This is a genomic window from Phnomibacter ginsenosidimutans, assembly GCF_009740285.1.
Lineage (GTDB): Bacteria > Bacteroidota > Bacteroidia > Chitinophagales > Chitinophagaceae > Phnomibacter > Phnomibacter ginsenosidimutans.
Map to the genome: position 1 here is coordinate 1,053,862 of NZ_CP046566.1, position 26,082 is coordinate 1,079,943.

24 protein-coding genes are annotated in these 26,082 nt (G+C 47.2%); 12 read left to right on the forward strand and 12 right to left on the reverse strand.

The genetic code is table 11. From position 1 onward, the window contains the following. Positions 1-89 precede the first annotated feature (89 nt). From GLV81_RS04600 to panC, 7 genes are all read right to left on the reverse strand, one after another. Entirely contained in the window at positions 90-980 is an 891-nt protein-coding gene (locus GLV81_RS04600) for a Ppx/GppA phosphatase family protein (protein WP_157480669.1), read from the reverse strand. A 131-nt stretch (positions 981-1,111) separates the two neighbouring features. Then, the gene (locus GLV81_RS19985) at positions 1,112-1,702 is read right to left on the reverse strand and encodes a phospholipase D-like domain-containing protein (protein WP_246186250.1); all 591 of its coding nucleotides are present in this window, start codon (positions 1,700-1,702) and stop codon (positions 1,112-1,114) included. Further along, positions 1,605-3,245, reverse strand: coding sequence for a polyphosphate kinase 1 (gene ppk1, locus GLV81_RS04605; RefSeq protein WP_246186251.1), 1,641 nt, complete (start codon positions 3,243-3,245; stop codon positions 1,605-1,607). The genes GLV81_RS19985 and ppk1 overlap by 98 nt, the downstream gene beginning before the upstream one ends. 78 nt (positions 3,246-3,323) lie before the next feature. Beyond that, positions 3,324-3,818: a D-glycero-beta-D-manno-heptose 1-phosphate adenylyltransferase gene (gene rfaE2 / locus GLV81_RS04610; RefSeq protein ID WP_157477274.1), complete on the reverse strand. Its 495-nt coding sequence runs from the start codon at positions 3,816-3,818 to the stop codon at positions 3,324-3,326. Beyond that, complete coding sequence (locus GLV81_RS04615) at positions 3,818-4,822, reverse strand: lysylphosphatidylglycerol synthase transmembrane domain-containing protein (protein ID WP_157477275.1); 1,005 nt, start codon at positions 4,820-4,822, stop codon at positions 3,818-3,820. Before GLV81_RS04615 ends, rfaE2 begins: the two co-directional genes overlap by 1 nt. A gap of 66 nt (positions 4,823-4,888) precedes the next feature. Further along, positions 4,889-5,239 carry an aspartate 1-decarboxylase gene (panD, locus tag GLV81_RS04620; protein ID WP_157477277.1) on the reverse strand — a complete coding sequence of 117 codons (351 nt, stop codon included), beginning with the start codon at positions 5,237-5,239 and terminating at the stop codon, positions 4,889-4,891. A gap of 63 nt (positions 5,240-5,302) precedes the next feature. After that, positions 5,303-6,112, reverse strand: a complete 810-nt coding sequence (panC, locus tag GLV81_RS04625) for a pantoate--beta-alanine ligase (RefSeq protein ID WP_281350819.1) — start codon at positions 6,110-6,112, stop codon at positions 5,303-5,305. A gap of 139 nt (positions 6,113-6,251) precedes the next feature. Between panC and GLV81_RS04630 the strand changes: the two genes are divergently transcribed. From GLV81_RS04630 to GLV81_RS04660, 7 genes are all read left to right on the forward strand, one after another. Then, on the forward strand, positions 6,252-7,076 hold the full coding sequence (locus tag GLV81_RS04630) for a glycogen/starch synthase (RefSeq protein WP_157477281.1): 825 nt from the start codon (positions 6,252-6,254) through the stop codon (positions 7,074-7,076). Positions 7,077-7,110: 34 nt separating this feature from the next. After that, positions 7,111-8,619 carry a DUF4270 family protein gene (locus GLV81_RS04635; protein WP_197428940.1) on the forward strand — a complete coding sequence of 503 codons (1,509 nt, stop codon included), beginning with the start codon at positions 7,111-7,113 and terminating at the stop codon, positions 8,617-8,619. A 46-nt stretch (positions 8,620-8,665) separates the two neighbouring features. Further along, the gene (metK, locus tag GLV81_RS04640) at positions 8,666-9,919 is read left to right on the forward strand and encodes a methionine adenosyltransferase (protein ID WP_157477284.1); all 1,254 of its coding nucleotides are present in this window, start codon (positions 8,666-8,668) and stop codon (positions 9,917-9,919) included. A gap of 168 nt (positions 9,920-10,087) precedes the next feature. Further along, on the forward strand, positions 10,088-10,549 hold the full coding sequence (locus GLV81_RS04645) for a hypothetical protein (protein WP_157477285.1): 462 nt from the start codon (positions 10,088-10,090) through the stop codon (positions 10,547-10,549). Positions 10,550-10,551: 2 nt separating this feature from the next. Continuing rightward, positions 10,552-11,298, forward strand: a complete 747-nt coding sequence (rlmB, locus tag GLV81_RS04650) for a 23S rRNA (guanosine(2251)-2'-O)-methyltransferase RlmB (RefSeq protein ID WP_157477287.1) — start codon at positions 10,552-10,554, stop codon at positions 11,296-11,298. After that, entirely contained in the window at positions 11,295-12,149 is an 855-nt protein-coding gene (locus GLV81_RS04655; RefSeq protein ID WP_197428941.1) for a beta/alpha barrel domain-containing protein, read from the forward strand. The genes rlmB and GLV81_RS04655 overlap by 4 nt, the downstream gene beginning before the upstream one ends. An 18-nt stretch (positions 12,150-12,167) precedes the next feature. Beyond that, entirely contained in the window at positions 12,168-13,169 is a 1,002-nt protein-coding gene (locus GLV81_RS04660; RefSeq protein WP_157477290.1) for a GSCFA domain-containing protein, read from the forward strand. Here GLV81_RS04660 and GLV81_RS04665 read toward each other — a convergent pair. Further along, the gene (locus GLV81_RS04665) at positions 13,166-13,627 is read right to left on the reverse strand and encodes a hypothetical protein (protein WP_157477292.1); all 462 of its coding nucleotides are present in this window, start codon (positions 13,625-13,627) and stop codon (positions 13,166-13,168) included. The two genes, GLV81_RS04660 and GLV81_RS04665, sit on opposite strands and share 4 nt — an antisense overlap. Positions 13,628-13,823: 196 nt before the next feature. On the opposite strand from GLV81_RS04665, the gene GLV81_RS04670 reads away from it, so the two are divergent. Next, positions 13,824-14,519, forward strand: a complete 696-nt coding sequence (locus tag GLV81_RS04670; protein WP_157477294.1) for a 2-C-methyl-D-erythritol 4-phosphate cytidylyltransferase — start codon at positions 13,824-13,826, stop codon at positions 14,517-14,519. Here the strand turns inward: GLV81_RS04670 and GLV81_RS04675 are convergent. Beyond that, entirely contained in the window at positions 14,494-15,405 is a 912-nt protein-coding gene (locus GLV81_RS04675) for a GNAT family N-acetyltransferase (RefSeq protein WP_157477296.1), read from the reverse strand. The genes GLV81_RS04670 and GLV81_RS04675 overlap by 26 nt on opposite strands. A gap of 2 nt (positions 15,406-15,407) precedes the next feature. Continuing rightward, positions 15,408-18,278: a M1 family metallopeptidase gene (locus GLV81_RS04680; protein ID WP_157477297.1), complete on the reverse strand. Its 2,871-nt coding sequence runs from the start codon at positions 18,276-18,278 to the stop codon at positions 15,408-15,410. A 140-nt stretch (positions 18,279-18,418) separates the two neighbouring features. On the opposite strand from GLV81_RS04680, the gene GLV81_RS04685 reads away from it, so the two are divergent. Further along, entirely contained in the window at positions 18,419-19,411 is a 993-nt protein-coding gene (locus GLV81_RS04685; RefSeq protein ID WP_157477299.1) for a 2-hydroxyacid dehydrogenase, read from the forward strand. A gap of 127 nt (positions 19,412-19,538) precedes the next feature. Then, positions 19,539-19,883 carry a hypothetical protein gene (locus GLV81_RS04690; RefSeq protein ID WP_157477301.1) on the forward strand — a complete coding sequence of 115 codons (345 nt, stop codon included), beginning with the start codon at positions 19,539-19,541 and terminating at the stop codon, positions 19,881-19,883. A 3-nt stretch (positions 19,884-19,886) separates the two neighbouring features. On the opposite strand, the gene GLV81_RS04695 is transcribed toward GLV81_RS04690, so the two are convergent. Then, positions 19,887-20,483, reverse strand: coding sequence for a hypothetical protein (locus tag GLV81_RS04695; protein WP_157477302.1), 597 nt, complete (start codon positions 20,481-20,483; stop codon positions 19,887-19,889). A gap of 105 nt (positions 20,484-20,588) precedes the next feature. Continuing rightward, complete coding sequence (locus tag GLV81_RS04700) at positions 20,589-23,279, reverse strand: 4-alpha-glucanotransferase (protein ID WP_157477304.1); 2,691 nt, start codon at positions 23,277-23,279, stop codon at positions 20,589-20,591. Between the two features lie 244 nt (positions 23,280-23,523). On the opposite strand from GLV81_RS04700, the gene lpdA reads away from it, so the two are divergent. Together lpdA and GLV81_RS04710 are read left to right on the forward strand one after the other, a co-directional pair. Then, the gene (gene lpdA / locus GLV81_RS04705; RefSeq protein WP_246186252.1) at positions 23,524-24,882 is read left to right on the forward strand and encodes a dihydrolipoyl dehydrogenase; all 1,359 of its coding nucleotides are present in this window, start codon (positions 23,524-23,526) and stop codon (positions 24,880-24,882) included. A 126-nt stretch (positions 24,883-25,008) separates the two neighbouring features. Next, positions 25,009-26,070, forward strand: a complete 1,062-nt coding sequence (locus GLV81_RS04710; RefSeq protein ID WP_197428942.1) for a DUF2167 domain-containing protein — start codon at positions 25,009-25,011, stop codon at positions 26,068-26,070. Positions 26,071-26,082: the final 12 nt, after the last annotated feature.

The following is a 26,082-nucleotide window of genomic DNA, read 5'->3' on the forward strand; positions in this document are numbered from 1 at the left end:
ATATGTGAAATCGGGAAGTGCCTGACAGCAAAGAAAACAAGATTGCTACAGCAGGCAAGGAAATTCGTAGGTAAAACTAACCGGCGGATTTATTTTTCGGTATTCGACAACTGCTCGTACAAGTGATGAATCAAACCATCGGCTAAACCAATTTTGGGTACATAAATCAGTTCGGCATCGGCCCAGCGCATCACGTTGATGTAAATCTGCAAAGCTGGAACAATTACATCGGCGCGGTCTTCCCGCAAGTTGTATTGCAGCATTCTTTCTTGCAAAGAAAAATTGCTGAACTCTTTGTAATAATCCCGCAAGATTTCCAGCGATAGCGGCTTACCATCTTTCTTTTTCGACATGGAGAAAACCTTGTTGATATTGCCGCCACTGCCAATGGCAACCATATTGCTCAGCCCTTTTACATTTCGCTTGATGGTATCTTTCATCACATCCCACTGGTATTCTGCTATCATGCCTTTGAGTAAGCGGATGGTGCCAATATTGAAGGATTGTTTGAAGACCAGTTTGCCTTTGGAAAAGCAAGTGGTTTCGGTACTGCCACCGCCTACATCAATGTAAAGGTAGTTATGGTCGGTGTCCATGTTTTCGGCAATGTGATTTTCGTAAATCATAGCCGCTTCATCAGAGCCGCCGATCACTTCAATATCAATGCCGGTTTCCATTTTTATTTTGCGCAGAATGTCGGGGGCATTGCTGGCATCACGCATGGCGCTGGTGGCGCAGGCTTTCATGTGTTTTACATCGTAGGCATTCATGAGGTGTTTGTAAGCCTTCATGGTTTGCAAAATCATGCCCGTTCTGTGCGGTGAAATTTTCCCTTCTGCAAATACATCCATACCCAGCCGGAGGGGTACCCGCACCAGATTTATTTTACTGAAAACAGGTTTGCCTTTTTCATCGTGCAGCACATCTGAAATGAGCAGACGGGCTGCGTTGCTACCAATATCTATTGCTGCCAAACGCATGCCCAAATAAAGGCTATTTTATCCATTTGCAGGGGAGCTCACGGAGCTGAGTTTTTCGCACAGATTGCACAGCGTTTTTTATTTTCTGCGAAAATCCGTTTTCATCCTGCAAATCCGCGTCCTATGAATTATTACAATTTGCCCACTTTCTCGCTTTCATCAAAACGGGGATGAGCAGGGGATGCCAGTTTTTTGGCAGCGAGGTATTTGTACACTTCAATTTGCGATTTGATTTTGCGTTGACCTTTGGTGGGCACGTATTCGTTTTTCAGTTTGCCTTCCAGTTTGCGGGCCTTCACGTTATCGCTGAGCTGAATGTCCAATATGTCGAGCAGTTCTTGCTTGATGTCGGGGTCGGTGATGGGCACGGCAGCTTCCACCCGATGGTCGAGGTTGCGGACCATAAAATCGGCAGAAGAAATGTACAGCTGCGGTTTGCCATTGTTGTGAAAAGCCAGTACCCGTGCATGTTCCAGGTATTCATCTACAATGCTGATGCACACCGGTTTGATGGCCGGCTTGGGCTTCAGGTCATCAAATACAGCACAGAAAATACCCCGCACAATTAAGCGGACAGCTACACCTGCTTGCGCTGCTTTGTACAAATGTTCAATGAGCAATTGATCACTCAGCGAATTGATTTTGATGGTAATGGCCGCAGGCTTGCCGGCTTTGGCATTGGCGATCTCTTTGTTGATGCAGGCTTGTATGTTTTTGCGCATGCCCGTGGGGCAAACCCACAGCGTTTTGCAAGCCCGCAATGGCGCCATGCCAGCTTGTTGGTTTTTCTAAATAATTGAACAACCGGTTGGTATCAGCCATGATGAGGCGATTGCTGGTGAGCAGGCAATGATCACCATAAATGCGGGCTGTTTTTTCGTTGAGATTGCCCGTGCTGATGAAGCCATAATGCATGAGGCGGTTGCCCGACTTGCGGGTGATCACACAAGCTTTAGCATGCACTTTCATGTTGGGTACACCCGTCAGTACTTTCACCCCTTCTTGCTCCAATACTTCTTTCCAGTAGAGGTTGGCCTCTTCATCAAAACGGGCTTTCAATTCCAGTACCACCGTTACTTTTTTGCCATTGCGTACCGCATTGATGAGGGCATTGATGATTTTGCTATTGCTGGCCAAACGGTATGCTGTGAGCTTTATGCTTTGCACGTCGGCATCCATGGCAGCTTCCCGCAGCAGGTGTATGAGTGAGGTAAATGAATGATATGGAAAGGAGAGCAACACGTCCTGCTGCTTCAATACATCAAACATTTTTTTGCCATCATCTAATGCCGGGTGAATGAAAGATGGCTTACGTGGATTGCGGGTGTTGAACACATCCGGAAAATCCATGAAGTGACGAAAGTTGTGGATGCGGCCACCGGGAATCAGGTTGTCTTTGCGGCTCAGATTGAGGCGGCGCATGAGGTATTCGAGCAAGCCGGCATCCATGTCTTTGTCGTACACAAAACGTACGGGCTTGCCTTCGCGGCGCCGCTTGATGCCCTTCTCAATTTTTTGCGCAATATCGGTGCTGATATCGTTGTCGATGTCGAGCTCAGCATCTTTGGTTACTTTAAAAAGATGGGCATTAAAACTGTCGAAATCGAAGTAGGTGAAAATGTGTTTGAGGTTGTAGCGTATCACATCTTCGAGCAGCATGATGTGTTGCTCTCCCGCTTTTGAGGGCAACAATACAAAGCGGCCCAATGCCTTGGCCGGTATTTCTATCAGCGCATATTTCTGTTGGTACGACTTGCTTTTTTTGCGCATTACCACCCCGAGGTAAATAGACTTGTCCCGCAGGTAAGGCATCTTCGGAATGTCTTCTATCATCAGCGGAATGAGGTTGGGGCTCACTTCATCATCGTAGTATTTTTCTACAAAAAGCTCTTGCTCTTTGCTCAGTTGTTTTTCGTTGATGAAATGAATTTTTTGCTTGCGGAGTTCCCCCAAAATATTCTCCCAAATACGGGCAAATTCATGCTGTTGTTGCAGCACCACTTTGTGTATTTCTTCCAGTATGTGATCTGGCGATTTTTCGAGGTGCATGGCGGCTTTTACGCCTTTCTTCATCACCAGTTGCATACGCTTTAGCGTAGCTACCCGTACCCGGAAAAATTCATCCTGATTATTGGAGTGAATGCCTAAAAAACGAATGCGTTCTTTGAGGGGTACAGTAGGATCGTTGGCCTCCTGCAATACCCGGGCGTTAAAACTCAGCCAGCTAATATCTCTTGGAATAATGGAACGTTTCTTCTCAGCCATACAAGTGCATCTTCTACAGTCGTTTCAAATGTAGCAAAGGCCGCAAATGGGCAATGTTAAGTTTCTGAAAGTAAATGACTATGCAGGTTGCTGCATGCGTTGGATTAGCCCCGTGGTGGATATGCCATCGATGAGCGGATTGATGACCACCCGGCCACCATTGGCCAGCACTTCTTTGGCACCGGCAATTTGCTCCACAGTATAGTCGCCGCCTTTTACCAGCACATCGGGCAGCAGGGTTGTAATCACCTGCAATGGGGTGTCTTCTTCAAAAATGACTACGGCATCTACCATTACCAAACTCGCCAATACCAATGCACGGGCCTGCTCATTGTTGAGCGGTCGGGTAGGGCCTTTCAGCCTTTTTACAGAAGCATCGCTGTTCACAGCTACAATTAATCTTTTGCCTTCGGCTGCAGCCTGGCTCAGCGAAAAAATATGGCCTTCGTGCAGCAGGTCGAACACACCGTTGGTGAAGCTGATGGTATCGCCTTTTACCCGCCAGGCAGCTACCATTTTGGCCAGCGTGGACAGGTCGAAAATTTTGGCGGGTATAGCGTCGGCTTTGCGCATTATGCTTTGTTGCGGTTTACAATCGGCATTACAATAAGGGCAAACAAACCACTCACCAACGTGATGGCCGTTTGGGCAGCCCAGTTGAGGCGGCCAAAAGCCAAACCTACCACATTGGGTATGTCAAAACGTACCAGCGTTTTTTCTACCATGAACTCGTAGGCACCAATACCGCCGGGTGTGGCTATCAAACCAATGCTGCCAAAAATGAGCACACTCAAAGCGGCAGGAAAGCCTAAATGTTCTACCGGCGGAAAGGCCATGAAACCTATCCAGATGCCAAACAAATACAGGCTCCAAATGAATACCGAATGAAAAATAAACAAGGGCAGATTTTCCACCTTGCGAATGGATTTGAAGCCTTCCCACACCCCACGGGCAATGCGTTTGATGTTTTGCACCAGCTTGCTGTCGGCTTTTTTTACAAACAAATAACGCAGGCCAATAATCAGCACCAGCAAAATGCCAAGTATTACAAACAGTTTTGTGTAGGAAGTAGCCCCTTCTTTATTGCGGAGCATATCGGCAAAGGCATCGAATGCAAAACCACCAATGCGATCGAACTGAATGGCCACCATAATGATAGCCACAATGCCCATGCTAATCATGTCGACGGCTCTCTCTACGAGTATAGTGCCTACCAGTTTATCTGGTGCAACTTTTTCATATTTCGCCAGCACGGTACACTTCATTACTTCGCCCAGGCGGGGCATCAGCATATTGAAAAAATAACCGAGCAATACGGCAAAGTAGGTATTGATTTTAGATGGTGTGTAGCCCAATGGTTTCATGAGCATCATCCAGCGCAGGGCACGGCTGTAGTGCGATAAAAGCAGGGCACCCAATACCGGAATAAGATACTCGTAGCGGGCCAGCGACCAGGCAGACTTGAGGTACTCCAGCTGTTGCGGTGGCAGGCGGGTGCTATTGTACCAAATGAGGCCAATACCCAACCCCAACACAATCACGTATTGAATGACTGCCTTGATGTTGATTTTACGCATGGGTGCTAATTTAGGTGAGCCGTATCAGTTGGCAGGGGCAGGTTTATTCATTGCTTGTGTGTAACCTCAGGCACTCAGGCGGTTGCCTTCGAGCGGAAAAACTACACTGGGCTGAAAACTTTTGGCCTTTTCAAAATCCATTTGCGCATAGCTCATGATGATGATGATATCGCCGGGCTGCACCAGCCTGGCAGCAGCGCCATTCATGCTGATGATACCCGAACCCCGCTTGCCTTTGATGACATAGGTGTCGAGGCGGTTACCATTGTTGACATCTACGATGGTGATTTTTTCGTGAGCTATCAGGTTGGCAGCATCCATCAGGTCTTCGTCGATGGTGCAGCTGCCTACATAATGCAGGTTGGCTTCTGTAACCACCGCCCGGTGGATTTTTGATTTCAGCACTTCTATCAACATAGCTTTCTAAGGATAAGGCGGCAAAATAAGGGAGAAATGTGCAGCCAAGCTGTTAACGTAGTATCATGCCTCTACGGGCAGATTGTCAATCAACCGAACGGCGCCGATAAATGCAGCGGCAATGGCTACCATGGGCTCAGTCTGTGGATTGCTTACCGGTGCCAGGGTTTGCGCATTGGCCAGTGTGATGTAATCAATTTTGTGAAAACCTGCATCCAGTAAGGATTGTGCGGCGGCAGCTTCCAAGGCTTCAATGGGTTGGGTGCGGGCATGGGCTGCCATGTGTAGCAAGGCTTGGTACAATGCCACAGAAGCTTCCAGTTCAGGTGGGGTGAGGCGGCGGTTGCGGCTGCTCATGGCCAGTCCGCTGGGCTCCCGCATGGTGGGCACCAGCTGCATGTGCACGGGTAGCTGCGTATCATCAATCATATGCTGCACCACAATGCATTGCTGGTAGTCTTTTTGACCCATAAACAAAAGGCCCGGCTGCACATGCTCCAGCAAGCGGCGTACCACCTGGCACACCCCTTGAAAATGCCCCGGCCTGTAAAAACCTTCTAACAAGTTTTCCAGCGTACCCAAGGGGTATTGCTCCAGATTGGCAGTGCCATCGGGATACATATCTGTTAAGCCGGGCAAGTACAGCACATTGGCACCTGCGGCAGTCAGCATGTCTATGTCTTGTTCAAGGCTTACAGGATAGTGTTGAAAATCGGCGGCATCATTGAACTGTGTGGGGTTTACAAATATGCTCACCACTACAGTTTCCGCTTTTTCACGGGCCGCTTTTACCAAACTGATGTGCCCCTCATGCAATGCCCCCATGGTAGGTACAAATGCCGTTTGCTGGCTGTAGGCTGGCCGTACAGCCAGTACCTGCTTGCAGGGCCTTCCGGGTTTTTACAATCATCATGTGTGCAGAACGATTTGATGGACAGAAACGGTTGCAAACCGGTAGAAACACTATTTTCAATACCTTTGCCCACCTTTTGCAAGGAAAAACTGTGGTTGAATGAGCACAAAGAAAAGAATTTTATTCATCGCCAATGAGATGTCTCCATATCTGGAGCTGACCGAATTTGCGGAGACCATGAATCGCCTGGCGATACTTTCTAACAACAACAACCTGGAAGTACGTTGTATTATGCCACGATTCGGCACTATCAACGAACGTAGGCACCGGCTACACGAAGTGGTGCGGTTGAGCGGTATCAATGTAAGTGTGGATGACGATGACTTCCCCTTGCAGATTAAGGTAGCCAGCTTGCCCAATGCCCGCTTGCAGGTGTATTTCCTCGACAACGAAGATTTGTTCAAACGCAAGTTTGTATTTCACGATGAAGAAGAAAAGTGGTTTGAAGACAACCACTTACGTACTGTTTTCTTTTGCAAAGGCGCCTTGGAAACTGTGAAGAAATTTGGCTGGCCGCCAGATGTAATTCATTGCAGTGGCTGGATGACAGGTCTCATTCCGATGTACCTGAAAACCGTATACAAAAAAGAGCCCGTTTTTGCCCATAGCAAATGCATCTACACCGTAGGCCCCGAAACGTTTACTGATAACCTCGGCCCCGACTTTTTGCGGGCAGCCAAAATCAGCGATGTGCTGAAGGATAAAGAGTTAGCTGCGTATGCCGATGGTAGCAACCTGGGCATGATTCGCGGTGGTGCAACCTGGGCCGATGCCATCACTTTTGGCGAACCCGACGAACAAATTCACCCATCTGTAGTCAAAGATTTTGCGAAGGTGAAAGGCAAGAAAGTCTTGCGCCACATGGGCCACGATTCTGATTTAACAGAGTATTTGAACCTCTATAACGACCTTGCCGACAACTGATTTGTGGCATTACCAACTTTAAAAGACTCACCTGGTGAATAGATTTCTGAAGCCCGGGGCGCTGGCCTTGCTGATTACCATTGTGGCCGCTGCCTGTACCAAAATAGAAAACACCACGCTGGGCGGCGACCTGATACCGTCGGTGGATAACATCAACACCTTCGACACGGTACTTGAAGTAATAGCAACCAACGAAATACCCGACGACAGCACCCGCATTTTTGCCAGCGATGCACATATTGCCGGCGCTATCGATAATGATCCTCAGTTTGGTAGTTCAAGGTCATCTCTTTTCTTCGAAATGAAGCCCGCTTCGTTTCCTTATGTGATGTCTACCGATAGCATTACACAGTTCGATTCAGCCGTATTGGTGTTGGATTATCTCGGCTATTATGGCGATAGCAGCAGCCCGGTAACCTTGCGCCTGTATGAAGCCAATAAAAAAGTAAATGCCGATACTTCGGTAAAACCTTACTACACGTTTAATCCGGATTTGGCCCCCAATACTGCCCGTTTTCTGGGACAAAAAACCATGCGTCCTCTCGATTTCAGAGACACCATCAACATCAAGCGGGGCGATTCCTTGTACAAAAAAGTAACCCGTCAGTTGCGCATTCCACTGGACCGCAATTTTGCGCAGGCCTTGTTTAGACAAGATACTTCCGCTACCGGTGCTTTCAGAAGCGACAGCCTGTTCAAAGAATACCTGAACGGTTTTGCATTGCAATGCGAAGGTCCTGCCAATGCCTTACTGTATTTTCAAATGAATGGTGCCAACTCAGGCATTGAGTTTTACTACCGGGCTAAAATATTATTGTCAGGTAAAATTGATACCACATCTGCCCGCATGCCATTTACCAGCTTTAGCGGCCACGCCATGAAGTTTGAACGCAATCGTGGCGGTGCAGAAATTTTGAACCATCTGGTAGCCGACCCCACCAAAGGCGCTTCGCAGCTGTACATTCAAAATGCACCAGGCACTGTCGTAAAAATCAAGATTCCGGGTTTGAAAACCCTCACTAACAGGATCATTCACCGGGCAGAACTGCGGGTTACCGAAATGACGCAGAATACTACCGATCCGTATTTCTCCCAATTGCTGCCCCCCACCTTGCTTTACCTGGACGTGGCCGATACCGGTAATGTGTACAAAGGCATTCCTTACGACATGGCGCCATTGACCAACTATTTCTGTTTTCCGAGTGGTACTATTGAGTTCTTCTACTTTGGCGGACCTACCAAAAGAGAAGTGGTGAACGGCGAATTGCTGGCCCGCTACTACATGAACATGACCCGCTACATTCAGGGTGTTGTTACCCGCAAAGAGCCGGTGTATGATTTCCGGTTGTCATCGCCATACTACCTGTGGTATCAAAACTGTAACAGCAATACATTTTCATATCCGACCAACGTTTTCAGGCTGCTGACCACCTCTAACCAAATAGCCAACCTGCCCGGTAATGGCCGCATCAGACTGGCTGGTAGCAACCATCCAGACCCCAATAAGAAATTACAACTCCGCATCATCTATTCGAAACTCTAATCCATAAAGTGCCTGCGCCTATATTTGCGGGCGAAAAAACATTTTTATGCCATACCTCTTCACTTCTGAAAGCGTAAGCGAAGGCCATCCCGACAAAGTAGCTGACCAAATTTCAGATGCACTCATCGACAATTTTTTGGCCATCGACCCCAATAGTAAAGTGGCCTGCGAAACACTCGTAACCACAGGTCAGGTAGTATTGGCCGGCGAAGTAAAAAGCAAGGCTTACCTCGACGTGCAAGACATTGCCCGTGATGTAATTCGCAAAATTGGTTATACCAAAAGCGAGTACATGTTCGAAGCCAACAGCTGCGGTATTCTTTCAGCTATTCACGAACAATCTTCTGATATCAACCAAGGTGTTGACCGCAAAAAGAAAGAAGAACAAGGTGCCGGTGATCAGGGTATGATGTTTGGCTACGCCAGCAACGAAACTGATGATTACATGCCTTTGGCTCTCGATTTGGCACACAAGCTGCTGATTGAGCTGGCTGCACTCCGTCGCGAAAACAAGCAAATCAAATACCTGCGTCCGGATGCTAAAAGCCAGGTGACTTTGGAATACGACGACAACAATAAGCCTGTGCGTATTGATGCTATCGTAGTGTCTACTCAGCACGACGACTTCGATACCGATGCCAAAATGCAGGAGAAAATCAAGAAGGATATCATCAACATCCTCATTCCTCGTGTAAAGGCCAAGTACAAAAAATATTCAAGCCTGTTCAACGATAAAATCAAGTATCACATCAACCCCACCGGCAAGTTTGTGATTGGTGGTCCGCATGGCGATACTGGTTTGACCGGTCGTAAAATTATCGTAGACACTTATGGTGGTAAAGGTGCTCACGGTGGTGGTGCCTTCAGCGGCAAAGACCCCAGCAAGGTAGACCGTAGTGCTGCTTATGCTACCCGCCACATCGCTAAAAACTTGGTAGCTGCCGGTGTGTGCGACGAAGTACTGGTGCAGGTTTCTTACGCTATTGGTGTAGCTCAGCCTACTTCCATCAACGTAAATACTTACGGTACTGCCAAAGTAAAAATGAGCGACGGCGAAATTGCCAAGCTGGTAGAAGGCATCTTCGACATGCGTCCTTACTTCATTGAGCAGCGCCTCAAATTGCGCAATCCTATCTATAGCGAAACTGCTGCATACGGACACATGGGCCGCAAAAACGAAGTGGTAGAAAAAACCTTCAAAGGACCAGACGGCAAAGCTTTCAAAAAGAAAGTAGAACTCTTTACCTGGGAAAAACTCGACTACGTACCCAAGGTGAAAAAAGCATTCAAACTGAAATAACATTTTCTGTAATAGCACAAAGCCCTGGCCAAAAGCCGGGGCTTTGTTGTCGGCACAAATATCCTTCGTACATTTCTGTACGCAAACAAACTGCAATACCACACATGAAACGCATGGGGAGTCCCACATTTCGCATCGCTTGGTTTTCCGGCACTCATCATGCTTGTCGTGATGGCCATACAAGGTGCTGCGCTGAAAACAGCTACCACACCCATGGGTATACTTGATCTGGAATTTGCGGGCACGGTAGCCAGGGTGGATGAAATATTGCAGGCATGGCAATACCTGAACAATACGGCACTTTGGAATAACCTGATTGACTACGGTTTTCTTACAGCGTACAGTTTCTTTTTTGCCAAAGGCATTCAATTTGTACTGAACCAATGGCCAAGCCAACACTGGCAAAAGCTGAGTGGTATTTTACTCTTACTTCCTTGGGTACCTGGTATTCTCGATGCTATCGAAAACGCCTTTATGCTGGGCTGGTTGCTCAACTTTGTACCTGCTTATTCACCGGCATTGCTGTATTGGATGGTCTGTGTGAAATTTGCAATGGCTGCTTTGTTATTCATCATTTGTTTTCCGGCATGGCTGTACAATTTTTACCTGCTGATGCGGCCTAAATCATAACTATGTTCATTAAGAAAAAAAACATCATTGCGGGTAGAAATCCGGTGATAGAAGCCTTACAGCAAGGTAGTGGCGTCGATAAGATTTTGTTGTTTAAAAACGCTTCGGGCGATAATGTGGCGCAGATAAAAGAACTGGCCAAACAGTACAACGTACCAGTGCAATATGTGCCCATCGAAAAGCTCAATCAACTCACCAATGTGCAGCACCAGGGCGTGATTGCATTCCGGGCTTCGGTGCAATACCTCGACTTGCAACAGGTGATTGATTTTGTAACCGAACAAGGCGAAGCGCCTTTGTTTTTCATCCTCGATGGCGTGACCGATGTACGCAATATTGGCGCCATTGCACGGTCGGCCGTTTGCTGTGGGGTGCATGCCCTCATCATTCCCGATAAAGGCGTAGCTGCTTTGGGTGAAGATGCCATGAAATCGAGTGCCGGTGCGTTGGAGCAATTGCATATTTGCCGGGTCAATAGTTTGATGAAAGCCGTGGATACCTTGCACCTCAACGGCATCAAAGTTTTTTCCAGCGAAATGACAGCGGGCACTATGCTGCACCAACTCAACCTCACCGAGCCCTGCGCTGTTGTAATGGGTAGTGAAGACAAAGGCGTATTCGGTGGCTTGCAAAAGCAAAGCGATGCGGTATTCAAAATTCCGATGGCTGGCACATTCGAATCACTCAATGTGTCTGTCGCTGCCGGAATGATTATGTATGAAGCAATGAAACAACGATTGTTTGCATGACCGATAAAGTGTACATCACCGAATGCCCGAGAGATGCCATGCAAGGATGGCCGCATTTTATAGCTACTGAAAGCAAAGTGCGTTACATTCAGCAACTGCTGCAGGTTGGTTTTGATACACTCGATTGTGTGAGTTTCGTGTCACCCAAAGCCATACCACAAATGGCAGACAGCCACGAAGTGATGCGGCAGCTCGATAAAGGCAACAGCCATACAAAGCTTCTCGCCATTGTGCTCAACGAACGAGGCGCCAGTGATGCCTTGCAATATGATGCCATTGATGTTTTGGGATTCCCCTTTAGTATTTCTGCCAGCTTTCAGCAGCGCAATGGCAACAGCAGCATTGACGAAAACTGGGAGCGACTGCAACGCATACAAGAGTTGACAATAGCAAAGCGTCAATCGTTATTGGTATACATCAGCATGGGCTTTGGCAATCCCTATGGAGATACTTACAACCCGGAAATAGTAGAGGAATGGATTGGCCGCATGAAATCAATCGGCATTCAACAGATTGCACTGGCCGATACTGTTGGTGTGGCGGATGCCGCATTGGTACAAACTGTAACCGCTGCTGCTATTGAAGCTTTTTCTGACATGCAAATAGGAGTACACTTGCACAGCAGTACGCACAACCTGCAACCCAAATTGGAAGCAGCGTGGCAGGCTGGCTGTCGTCGCTTTGATGGTGCATTAAAAGGATATGGCGGCTGCCCCATGGCCAACGATGATTTGGTTGGTAATATGCCTACAGAAGCAATCGTTGCATTTGCACAACAGCAATCTCGTTATCCTATTGACGAGGCGGCCTTGCAGGAAGCGTTGGCGATGTCAGCATCCATTTTTCTATAAAGTTCAAACGTCACGTACATGGATTTCAGATTGGAATTATCTGTAAAGCCGTTGCCGCAACGCATCAACATCCGGCACAAAGTGGCGCTGGTGGGCAGTTGCTTTACCGACCACATGGGCAGCCGTTTGCGCAGCATGAAAATACCGGTGCTTGAAAATCCGAATGGTATTTTGTTCAATCCGGTAAGCATACAGCAAGCCATACAATCATGGATTGAAAAGCGAACCTACACCGCCGTTGATTTATTTTTTGCCAATGATTGCTGGACGTCGTGGGATTTTCATGGGCAGTTTTCACACCCCAATCAAGAGCAATGCCTGCAAGGCATCAATGCATCTATTGCACAGGCCCACCAGTTTTTACAAGAAGCTGATTGGCTGATTCTGACACTGGGCTCTGCATTTTTATACGAATTGAATAGTGATGCTTTGGCAGGTACTGCTGGGCAGGTGGCCGCCAACTGCCACAAAGTGCCGGCCAACCATTTTGTGCACCGGTTGGCTTCGCTACAAGAAATAAACACTGCATTAGAAAAACTGATTACACAGGTTCGGATTGTCAATCCGGATGTCCGGATAATATTTACTGTTAGCCCTGTGCGGCACTATCGGGAAGGGTTGATAGAAAACAATCGTAGCAAGGGTACATTGCATTTGGCCGTTGCACAAATGCAACAACAGTTTGACAATGTTTTTTATTTTCCTGCGTATGAATTGATTATCGATGACTTGCGTGATTATCGCTTTTATGCAGAAGACATGGTGCATCCTAATTACGCCGCCACCCGCTACGTATGGGAAAAATTTTCTGCCGCTACTTTTGATGAAGAGACCCTATCGCTGATGCAACCGCTGGAGCAATTGCGTACTGCCATGCAGCACCGGCCAATACATCCGGATACAGCAGCACACCAACAATTTTTGAAAAGCATGTTGGCCAAAACGCAACAACTCTCCGCCCGTTATCCTTTTCTGGATCTGAGCGAAGAGTTGCAATACTTTGCTGGGAAAAATGCTTAGCGGATGATGGCCGCAGCACTGTCCAACGAAATGAAAATATTGTCCCGCATTACCTTGGCTTTTTCATACTGATCTTTAAAGTAAGCGCCACGTTCTTCGGAAGTAGGTTGTTGAGGATCAGGCTCAAATTGTGCCATCCAATCGTCCATGCCTTTTTCGGCTGCCGCCAGTTGCAGCTTTACTTTTTCCAACCGAATCATCAGCATTTCGTTGGCTTTGTTCTTGGTGGCTTTCAGCGAATCAATTTGTTGCTGCGCCGTTTTTTGTAAGCCTTTCAACTGGTTCATTTTGGGCATGGCTTCATCATGCATGGCAATCACCAACTTGTACATGCTGTCTTCCAACGTAGCGGGAATGGCAGCGGCAGTGCTGGTTTCGGTGTTGCTGGTTTCTTTTGGATTGCTTTTGCAGGCAGCCAGCGACAGCAGTGCCAGCAAAGCCCAAACGGTTGTCTTCATACGATAGATTTGAGCCGCAAAGTTGCTGAATATTTTGGACTGCTTCGTGACTAAACTCATACACTCACTATTGTGCACAGGTTAAGCCAACATTATCTTTTTGCATGTTTTTTATGAACATTGGTAACTGGCTATACATTGGGGCCGCATTTTTGTGTTAGTTCTTCTTGTGTCCGTTTTTTGTAAACAGTACGCCATGAAAAAATATGCCATAGTAGTAGCCGGCGGTGCCGGAAAACGCATGAACAGCGATTTGCCCAAGCAGTTTTTACCCCTGTTGGGCAAGCCGGTGTTGTACTACACATTGAAAGCGTTTTTGGATGCTTACGAAGACCTGGTTGTGGTGCTGGTACTGCCGGAAGAACACATTGAAAAAGGTCGTGAAATTGTAGATGCCTATTTCAATCCCGCCCGTTTCTTGTTTACTGCCGGTGGCGAAACCCGCTTCCACTCCGTTCGCAATGGCGCTGCCATGACCGAACAGGAGAGCATCATTTTTGTGCACGATGGCGTACGCTGTCTGGTAACACCGCAACTCATTCGCTATTGTTTCGATTCGGCCATGCTCAATGGTTCTGCAATACCAACTGTTAGTACAAAAGATAGCATTCGCCAACTCACCGCTTCGGGGAGTATGGCGGTGGATAGAACGCAGTTTAGAGTGGTGCAAACACCGCAAACCTTTCACAGCAAAATTTTGCTCCCTGCATTGAATCAAATTGAATACAAAGAAAAATTTACCGACGAAGCAACCGTGGTAGAAGCCTTTGGCATTGATGTGCACCTGATGGAAGGAGAGGAGACAAATATCAAAATCACCACACCCGTAGATATGACGATTGCGGAGCAAATTTTGCTGCGTCGCATCAGCGCTTCAGCCAGCGAAGTATAGCGGGTAAACGGTTGTCTTTCCAGAAAACATAAGGCTGTGGCTGGCTGCCAAATTTTTGGTAGAAGCGGGCAATACCGGGCTGGTCAGAGCCTTCAAAGTCAAGGGTTAGTCCACTGCCGGCAAACTCCTGAATGAGTTGATCAAATAACACATGATTGGCCTCCAGCATTCGCCCGTTGGGTAAAGTGGTACTGGCTAAATTGTACAAACGATGCGCATCTTTTGCAAAAACACCTACGGCCAATAATTCGCCATTGGGCAAATTTACACTCCGGATGAGAGCCCGTTTTTGTTGTAGCATGTATTGCAGGCAAGCAAAAAAATGCTGATAATCTTCAGGCTTTGCACCCATGCGGTCTGCGTAAGTATTTTCATACAGTTGCATGGCTGTGGCAGCATCGGTATACGATTGGTACTGCAGGTTAAATTTCTCCGTCCGCTTCAGGTTTTTCAATAAATCATTTTTGTAACTGGCACGTATTTGTGTATAGGTTTCTTTCAATGGCAGCACATAATTCATTGCCGTTGAAGTGCCTTCAAATGCATGCTGGTGATTCAAAAAGATTTCAATGAATGCAAATCTGGATTGCAACAATTGCAGGCAGGCAGTTTCATGTTGCCATAAGTCTTGATGCAGAACAAACAATCCCAGTTGTTGTGCAAAGGCTGGCTGACACACATATTTGATGCCCCATTTTTTGCGCCAGGTTACAGGCATCACGGCCTCGTAATCGTTTATCACTATGCCATCCCAGCCCGGGTGCATGTGGTTCAGATACCAGCTGTTGGCGTATATCAAACCATTGCCAGCATTGGCTATGCAGGCATCCCAACGCTGCTGATTGATTTGTGCATGGGGCAGGTATTGTATCTGAGCTGCTGCCACTGTTACAACAATTTGATGCCCGAAACTTTGGGTGATAATGCTTGTATGTCGATGCTGAACGTGAGGCGTTTTTGCCACCAGTTGGGCCCACCTGCTTTAAACGGATCGTTTACACTATTGGGCTCTTTAAATGCGGCGCTTTGCAACACCGGATAATACAAATGAATGGCTTTGAATAGCGGTAAATGAATACCGATGCTGTACAAAAACTTTTGTTGATTGCTGCCTGCTGTCCAAGGCGATGCGGATGTTCCTACATCAGCAAAAATTTTGAGTGAAGTAGGAATGGGTAACACACTCAGCGGATTGAATTTGTTCGGAATGTCGATGTCGGCATTCAACGCTATGAGCCAGTTGTCAAAATAATCTACGCCATTGGTTTTAAGGCCGGGTACCACAGCACTAAAATCGCTGCGGTATTTAAAGCCACCATCCCGCATGCTGATTTGACGCCCCGCTGCCCCCACCGATTGGTTGCGATCCATAAACGGTGAACTATAGGTGTAGTCTTGTGCACCATTGGGGGCATGCATGGTAAAATGATATCGGCTGTTGTTGTTGCGAGCAGTTGTTGTTTTTTCTGTGAGGTAGAAAATTTTGCCGGCAAACAAACGGAGGTCAATGCCCTTGCCAGTTTTATCGTAGTTAAGAAAATACTTAGCAGTAATGCTGCTGCGAACAATGTCTTTCACCTGTTGTACTTGCAAGGCTACACTCCAAGGGTACAGTTTGCGTTCTTGTACCCAAGTAAATGTAAGCTGCGGAATAATGGTGGTAACGGAGCCGCCTTTACGACTGTAAAAAATAGTATCTCCCGGTGCTGGTGGGCTGCCAATACTCAGCTGTTGTTCGCTGATGATGAAGGTTCTGAAATCTATAGTACGTTGCAATGTGCTCAGGCTGTTTCGCGGCTTTAATTGCAGTTGTATACCCGGTGCAATTTTGCTGAAGCCGCTGTAAATTGAACCTCCTACACTATCAATACCGCTGTTGGTGTTGAACCTGGCAAAACCACTGTACAATTCAAAACGCTTGATAGCCCCTTTGCCAAACCAATGATAGCCAATGCGGCCATAGCCCGTAAGGGTTTTGCTACCTGTGGCAAACATGGGCGTTAGCACAAACTGAAACTTGTTGTTGGGAATATTGTAATTGTTGATGGTCAGCCCGATTTGAAATTTATCATACATGTTGTAACCAAGCGCCGGCGCCAAATTGATGTATCGAACACTATCGTTATACGCCAAGCTAAAGAAGCCGGTGACTTTGGTGGTCTTTTTTACAGGCTGTAGCAACGGCCCGGTTGCGTACAGCAGCGAAAATACATCTTGCAGCGAGGTGTTGGCTACCGTTTCTGCCATTTGCTGAAAAGCCTGTGGCGACGGATGTTTGAATTGCCATTGCTGAAAATATTGCTGCATCAATACCTGCATGTTGTTTTTACCAATGCGCTTTTCCAACAGCTCCATCCAGTCGGCAGCCTTGTTGTACACAGCCGGGTAATGTACCAAAGGAAACACTGTATCCGGCGTGTTGATGATGGGCACATCTTGATGACGGGAAACATGCAATTGTTGCAATACTTGCATAAAATCAGCAGGCACTTTTGAGCCCCTGCTATCTGCTTCGTAAAAGGACTGCATGTATTTTCTTTCTATAAAGCTGTTCATGCCTTCATCCATCCATGCATGATTTCTTTCGTTGCTGGCCAGTATGCCCTGCAGCCAGTTATGGCCTACTTCGTGGGCAATAATCTGGTCGAGCATGGCATCGTTTTTTGTTTGCACATTCAGTAGGGTAATCATGGGATATTCCATACCATCAGCTTCGCTGCCAGGCGATGCCACCACCGACACTTGCGGGTAAGGATATGTGCCTAACTGCTGGCTGTAAAAACGCAAAGATCTCTTGGTAAAGGAGATGCTTTGCTGCCAGCGTTCTGTGTCTTCCGGTAATACATAGTTCCACACATCAATGCTGCGGTTGGCCATGTTGCAGGTGTCGTGTTTCACAATAAAACGCTTGTCGGCACTCCACGCAAAGTCCACCACATTGTTAGCAACAAAATGCAACGTCTTCATTTTTCTGCTGGAAGCAGGTACAGGAAATGGCTCAGGCTGTTTGCCTGTTTTAAACAATTCTTTCTTGGCAGGTGCATTTACTATTGGTGCCGATTTTCTTTTCAGCAGCCATGCTTTTTCAGCAGCATTTTGCAAGTCGCCGGTAGCCGCTACTACATAATTATCTGGCAGAGTAATGTGCACATCATAATTGCCAAAGTTGCTGTAGTATTCGCCCACAGATAAGTAGGGCATGGGGTGCCAGCCATCGGCATCGTACATCGCAATTTTTGGGAACCATTGTGATACGGCATAAAACTGTTTGTGTTGTCCGGAGCGGCTAAACAAAGAAGGCAGTTGCACATGAAAAGGGGTTTGCAATTGCAACTGCTGCCCGGGCAATAAAGGTTTCGGTAGTTGCAGTTGTGCAATGTCGATATTTGTAGGATGATCTTTCAATGTGGCGGGTAATCCATTGGCTGTAAACTGCATCCGGTTGATGTACCCTTTTTCGTTGGCCTTGGAAAAATAAAAGTCAAGGTTGCCTTCGAGCAATGTTTGTTCGCCAAAGGCCGTGCTTTCATTTTTGTAGGCATTGGGCCACAAATGAATCCACAAAAACTGAAGGGTGTCCGGTGAGTTGTTGATGTATTGAATCGATACCGTCCCATCCAAACTATGGGTGGTATCATTCAGCCGCACTTGTATCTGATAATTGGCTTGCTGCTGCCAGTATGTTGCTGTAGGCTGGGCTAAACCAACACCCATGCAGGCAACCACAAACAAGGCTATAAGGAGGAGACTTTTTTTCACGCTGAAAAAATACAATAAATAGCGGTACGCCCTTCCGTAGAAGCAGCTTGTTTTTGCCTGCAGCTATATCAGCTATTTACTTACGAACAAGCGTTTTTTCTGGAGCTATTTCAAGTATTTTGCTGCATCAATTTATCCGCATGCAAAAGATCGTTTTTTACAGTGCTCAGCCCTACGATATCCGTTTTTTCGAAAAAGAGAACAGCAGCTTTGGTTATGAGCTGGAGTTTTTTGATGTGCAGCTGCGCAGCCATACTGTACAGCTGGCAGAAGGGGCAGATGTGGTGTGCATTTTCGTAAATGATCATTGCCATGCCGGTATTATTGAAAAGCTGGCAGCACAAGGTGTAAAGCTGATAGCCTTGCGCTGTGCGGGTTTCAACAATGTGGATGTGGCGGCTGCTGCAGCGCATGGCATTGGTGTGGTACGGGTGCCGGCCTATTCACCACAGGCTGTGGCAGAGCATGCCGTGGCGCTGATGATGACGCTTAACCGCAAAACGCACAAAGCTTACAACCGGGTACGGGAGCAAAATTTTGCACTAAATGGTTTGTTGGGGTTTGATGTTTTTGGCAAAACGGTTGGCGTTGTGGGCACCGGCAACATTGGTCAGGCTTTTGCTAAAATTATGCTGGGCTTTGGTTGCAAAGTGTTGGCTTTTGATGTGGTGGCCAACAAAGATTTGGAAGCACTCGGCGTTACTTACACCAACCTGCCCGACATGTTTGCGACGGCAGACATTATCTCCTTGCATTGCCCACTGATGGACAGCACCCGCCACATGATTAATGAAACGACTTTGGCTACTATGAAGAAGGGCGTGATGCTCATCAACACCAGCCGTGGTGGTTTGGTGGATACCAAGGCTGCTATTCATGCACTTAAAAATGGACAGCTGGGCAGCCTGGGTATTGATGTGTATGAACAGGAAGAAAAACTGTTTTTCCGCGACCTCAGCGGCGATATTATTCAAGACGATACCATTCAGCGACTCATGAGTTTTCCCAATGTCATCATCACAGCGCATCAGGCATTTTTTACACAAGAAGCATTGACACAAATCTCCAATGTGACACTAGAAAACGTGCAGGCGTTCTTCAACGGCGAGTTGCGCAATCAGGTGAAAATCTAAATGGCTATTGCCTGCTACATAAAGCTGTAGTACATTAGAAAAACAAACGGACACTGTTATGAAAGGATTCTTGCTGCTGATGGCTGTATGTTGCTTTTGTGAGCTTGCTCTAGCACAAACTGCTGCTGTGCCAGAAGTGAATCTCGACCGTTACAATAAATTACGCAAGCAACAACAGCTTGCACCATTGCTGCAAAAAAGAAATCAACAGCAGCTGCCACAAGGACTTCAGGCTAAAATCAAACAACCCAATGCTGTGCAGTTGCCACTTTCGCATACCAATACATTAGGCGAAGTATACGTATTGCCACAGGATAAAATGCCCATGCTCAAGCCATTTACAAATGGTGCCAATCCTATGCCCGGAACATTAGTACAACAGGAGGAGAGCAATGCTACGAAAGTGGGTAAAATACCCAATGCCATACTGGTTCAACCTTATGCATTTCAAAAGGGAAATCAGCGGAAATAATCCTCAGGGGATTTTGATGACAAACCTTATATCCGATAGTTCAATGAGTTTGCCGTCGGCAGTTTGCGCCTGTCCAAAACAATAGCCTTTGGCAATGCCGGTGCTGTAGCTGTATTCTTCAATCACAATGGTCATTACCTGTCCGGTTTTTCGCTCCAGCATAAAAGTGTTGCCCACTTTATCGTAGTAATAAAAGGCGGTGCGTTGCGTACTTACGTTTTTCAAATCGCGGTCAAAAACCAGCGGTGACCAAAACGAGTTGAGGATTATACCTGAATCTGCAGAGCAGGACGACGGGCCAAAGAATGTAAATGCATCCCGGGTAAGGGTAATAACGGTGCGGGTAAAATTGCCGCAGGCTTTCGATTGCAGCAGTTGAATGCGCCAGGTATCTACTGCTTTACCAAAACTATCGGCCACACAAAGGGTGCAGGGCACAAATTGAAAACTATCTTTTTTTGTAGAGTCTGGTTTAAGGCCGGTGTTGTTACTGTCGGGGAGCGGACCTCCTTCGTAACTGTATTCTTTGCTGCAGCCTGAAATGCTCCACCAGCTAATGGTGAAAACAAACAGGATGAATAAAAATGCGGAAATACGCATGGCAGCAGGCTTCTGTTTTAAAAGTAAACCATACCCGATAGTACACACAAAAAAATCTCCGAAGCCATAGGCTCCGGAGACGATTGTTACCCATCAAAAACTCAATTATGCGCAGCGGCCACTGCTTTGCAGTAAGCCGTGAATGTCGGTATTGAACGTGCTGGCGGATTGCAGCTCACTGAGCGTAAGGTGCATTCGGTAGCGCCAGTAATGCTTGGGGTTGGCCGGTACATTGATCCGTTCTGCATGGGGGTCGGTGCGGCGCAGTTCGGCACTGCTGCCCAGCAAATCCTGCAGTTGAAAAATGCTCCACATGGCAGGGCTGTACACATGTTGTGTAATGATGGCCCGGTTGATCCATGGTTCACAATAGAATGGTGCTTCTCCCCACTGGCCCAGTTGCTCGTTGTAAAAACGCTGAGTGGTTTCCCGGCTTTCTTCCCACCAGCCACGTACGGTACTCATGTCGTGGGTACTAGGCGTTACTACGCTCAAATATGGGGCATCGCCGGGGTGGAAAAACTGTTTCGTTGGATCCTTCGGCATGCGTTGAATTTCCAGACTTAAAAAGCCAAGGTCTTTCATTACACCGGGTACACAATCGGGCACCATGCCCAGGTCTTCGCCACAAATCAGCATGTTGGTGCTGGCTTTGAGGGCCGGCAATTTTTGCATGGCTTGCTGGCGCCAGAAATCATTTTGCCTGCGGAAGAAATAATTCACGTACAACTCACTCAGTTGGCGGCGTACATGCTCATTCAACCACTGGTAGCTGCTGGTGCCTTCCATGCCAATACGGAAATGGAATTGAGTGCCGTTGCTGCCGGGTTCTTCTATCAATATCACATTGCTGATGCAATCGTACAGCTTCAGCTTTATCCATTCTTCTACTTCAAAATGCTCGGTAAACCAGGCTTCCACTTTGCGTTGTGTAGCAAAGGCATCCTTCATGCGGAAGCTTCCCCAGCCAATGTCTTCGAGGAAAGTTTCTTTGACCCATTCGGCTTTGTCACCAAACCATTCGTTCACCAACTGTTCGTTGATGAAGGGCTGGCAGTAGCGGTTGTAGTCAAACCAGATGCCTTTTTGTGCAAACTCGTCGATGTGCACGGGCAAGCAGGGCACAAAGCGACCCAGTATACCTTCTACAGCATCCATTGGTATGCTCCAGATGCGGAAGAAACCAAGAATATGGTCAATGCGGAAAGCATCGAAATACAGGCTCATTTGTTCAAAGCGCTGCTTCCACCAGGCAAAACCATCGGCTTGCATACGCTGCCAGTTGTAAGTGGGAAAGCCCCAGTTCTGACCCTTCACCGCAAAGTCGTCGGGTGGGGCACCGGCTTGGGCATCCATGTTGTACAGTTCGGGTTGCGTCCACGCATCGCAGCTGTGGCGGTAAATGCCAATAGGAATATCGCCTTTTACTATCAGGCCTTGAGCATGAGCATAATCCACGGCAGCTTTCAGTTGCAGGTGCAAATGCCATTGTACAAACAGGTGAATGGCTACGGCATCGTACGACTTGGCTTTGGGGCTCAACAGCTTGGCTACATTTTTTGCATCGTAGCTGCTATGCGTTTTCCAGGTATGAAATTCGGTGGTATTGTATTTATCCCGCAGGTAGCAAAAAGCTGCGTAGGGTTCCAGCCAATGCTTGTTTTGTGCAAAGTATTCCTGATAGGCAGCGTCGTTTTGCCAGCTGTCTTTTTGTGCTTCGTATAAGTCTTTCAGGTATTGCCACTTCAGCTGCATCACTGCTTCGTAGTCTATATCTTGCTGAGCATTCAGGCGGGCTTTGGCTTCGTCCAATCCTTTCAGCAAAGCAGAGTGTTTTTTACCCGCAACTTTTTCCAGATTGATGTACTGCGGATGCAAGGCAAAGGCTGAAATAGCTGCGTATGGGTAGCTGTCTGTCCAGGTGCCCGTGGCCGATGTATCGTTGAGGGGCAGCAGCTGAACAAGCTTCATACCCACCTGCTTACACCAGTCGGCCAACTGTGGTATGTCGGTAAATTCGCCCACACCCAAGCCGTTTTCACTTCGCAGGCTAAATACCGGAATGGCTACACCAGCACCTTTAAATGTATTGTTGGGCAAAGCGGCAAAGCCATCGTGTAACATCACCAATTGCTTTTTCACCATGCCATACAGCATGCGGTTGCTGCCGTCTTCGTAGCGTACAAACTGCTTGCTGGCGGTGTTGTACACACCGTATTTGTATGCAATGGGAAACTGTGCTTTGCTCAGGTTGAGGCCAGCAGTGTACCAGTTGCCTTCCTTGCGCATCACCACGCAATCGGCTTCGTTCCAGCTGCCCAGAGCGGCATCACTGCCCAGCAGGCAAATGGTTTCATCTTTACCGAGCAGGGGTGCCTTTACTTTAAAAATGTGGTTGACGCCCTTGCTGCTACCTGCCTTTACTTTTTCACCTGCATACTCAAACAAGGTTTGGGTAAATGGCTGTGTGTAAAAAGCATTTTCAAATTCACCGGCATAGTTCCATTGGTCTATCACCTGTATTTCGGGCGATTTGAGTTTGGCCACATCAATGCTGCGGTCGGTAGGCCACTCTATGCTTTCGTAGCCATCGCTGTTGCGCAATATGTATTTGTAGGTAAATGCCGGGGTATCGTCGGCCACATCAATGCTATGGTGCCACAAATCATCGTTGAGGTAATGAATGGGCATGGGCTGCTGCGGGTCGCCATTACCAAGTTCAGGAATGTTTCCTGATACAAAAAAGGTTTGGCCATAAGTGCTACGGAACCGCAGGTAAAAATGAATGGTAGTCATGTTGGCAAGGTTGAAAGAATCGTGTAGCAAATGTAAGCACTGGGCTGGCAATGTGTAGTATTTACGCAAAGTATTCTTGTAAATGCTGCGTAAAGGGTGGATAAGGCTAAACAAATCGCCAATACCAGCAGGGGCAGGGGGCTTAATCCGTTGGTTTGCCTTAGCTTCGCAGCGTTTTCAAATAATCCATCATTCTAATCAAAATATCTTCCGATCATGTCGTACGACGTAATTGTATTGGGCAGTGGCCCCGGCGGTTATCCTGCTTGCTATCCGTGCTTCGCAGCTGGGTAAAAAAGTAGCCATTATCGAAAAGGAAAGCCTGGGCGGCATTTGCCTCAACTGGGGTTGTATTCCTACTAAGGCGCTGCTGAAGAGTGCACAGGTGTATGAGTACCTGAAGCATGCCCAAACCTATGGCATCAATGCCAGCGGTACCCACGACTTTGGTGCTGTGGTAAAACGCAGCCGCGGCGTGGCCGATAAAATGAGCAAGGGCGTTACCTTTTTGATGAAGAAGAACAAGATCGATGTGATCATGGGCTTTGGCAAACTGGTAGCCGCCAATAAAATTGAAGTAACTGCAGCCGATGGCAGCAAGCAGGTGGTAGAAGCCAAGAACATTGTGATTGCTACCGGCGGTCGTGCCCGCCAGCTGCCCAGCATGCCTGTAGACGGCAAAAAGATTATTGGTTACCGCGAAGCCATGGTGCTGCCTGAGCAACCCAAGAGCATGATTGTAGTAGGTAGCGGCGCCATTGGCGTTGAGTTTGCTTACTTCTACAACAGCATGGGTACCAAAGTAACCATCGTAGAATTTTTGCCCCGCATTGTACCGGTGGAAGACGAAGACATTTCGAAAGAACTGGAAAAGCAATACAAGAAGAGCGGCATCGACATTATGACCAATGCCGAAGTAACTAAGGTAGATACCACTGGTGCCGGTGTAAAAGCCACGGTAAAAACCAAGGATGGCGAAATCACCCTCGAAGCCGATATCATGCTGAGTGCTGTTGGTGTGGTAGCCAATATCGAAGGCATTGGCCTCGAAACCATTGGTGTAAAAACCGATAAGGGTAAAATCATTGTGGACCAGTATCAGCAAACTTCTGTGCCCGGTGTATACGCCATTGGCGACTGTACCCCCGGACAAGCCCTGGCACACGTGGCCAGCAAAGAAGGCATTAACGCGGCCGAGCACCTGGCCGGTCACAAGCCTGAAGCCATCGATTACAACAACATTCCTGGTTGTACCTATTGCACTCCCGAAATTGCTTCGGTAGGCTACACCGAAGCCAAGGCTAAAGAAGCAGGCTACGAAGTAAAAGTGGGTAAGTTTCCTTTTATGGCGAGTGGTAAAGCCAGCGCCGCCGGTGCTACAGAAGGTTTTGTAAAAGTGATTTACGACGCCAAGTATGGTGAGTTTTTGGGTTGCCACATGATTGGTGCCAACGTTACAGAAATGATTGCAGAAGCGGTAACTGCCCGTAAGTTGGAAACAACTGCGCATGAAATTCTGAATGCTGTGCATCCGCACCCCACCATGAGCGAAGCACTGAAAGAAGCGACGGCTGTGGCTTATGGCGAAGCCATCGATATTTAAAAGAATACATTCATTATACGATAGTGGCACAACCGTAAGGCTGTGCCACTTTTTTTATGCACATCAATACAAGCAAGTGATGTTGCGTAAAGAAGTTGCCGTTATTTTATGTTACAACCAACTAATATGAAACATCTATTTGTAAGCGTTTTCCTGATGCTGGTATCTGTTGCTGGCATTGCTGAAAAAGGGAAAAAGGAAAAACAGGCAGCAGATACCAAAGCTGACTCATTAGCAACTGCAGTGGTGGCATATATGCAAATGCTCGATTCACTAGAAAAAACCTTAAAGTACGAAGATGGCAAAGTGACGTTGCAGGATGGCGACATTGTTTTGAATGTTCCCAAGTCTTTCAAGTTTTTGGGCGCTGCTCAGGCCAAATACGTAATTAGTGAAATTTGGGGAAATCCTCCTCAAGATGATGTGTTGGGCATGCTCTTGCCTGCACAGTATTCGCCGTTGGATGACAGTGCCTTTGCATTTATCATCAGCTTTGATGCTATGGGTTATGTAAAGGATGATGATGCAGCAGATATCGATTACGATGATTTGATGAAAGACTGGCAAACCGCTGAAGTTGATGAAAATAAAGAAAGGGTAGCTGCAGGATACGAAAAACTGCATTTGGTTGGATGGGCTGCCAAGCCATTTTATGATGCAGACAAAAAAGTAATGCATTGGGCAAAAGAAATTGCATTTGGCGATAACGGGGAGCACACACTCAATTATGATGTACGAGTGCTTGGCCGCAAAGGTGTTCTTTCGATGAATGCAGTAGCAGGTATGTATCATTTGAAAGATGTGCAGCAAAATATTACTGCTATTTTGGCCATGCCGGAGTTTGCATCTGGCAATAAGTACAGCGATTTTAATCCTGATATAGATGAGGTTGCAGCGGTAACTGTAGGTGGCTTGGTGGCAGGTAAAGTGCTGGCAAAAGCAGGTATTCTGGCACTGTTGGCAAAAGGCTGGAAGTTGATTGTAATTGGCGCTGTTGCTTTGTGGGCAGGCTTAAAAAAGTTTGTGTTTGGGCGTAAGAAAGAAGAAGACGAGTTTACCCCGCAAACGGAAGAGAGTTCCAATGAAGTAGCGGATGCACAAGCAGAAACGGCATCAAACGATACGGTAGCCGGCGATGCAACAGAGGGTGAGGAAAATACAGAGAAGAAAGATGAAACTCAATCTTAGAAACACGATTCC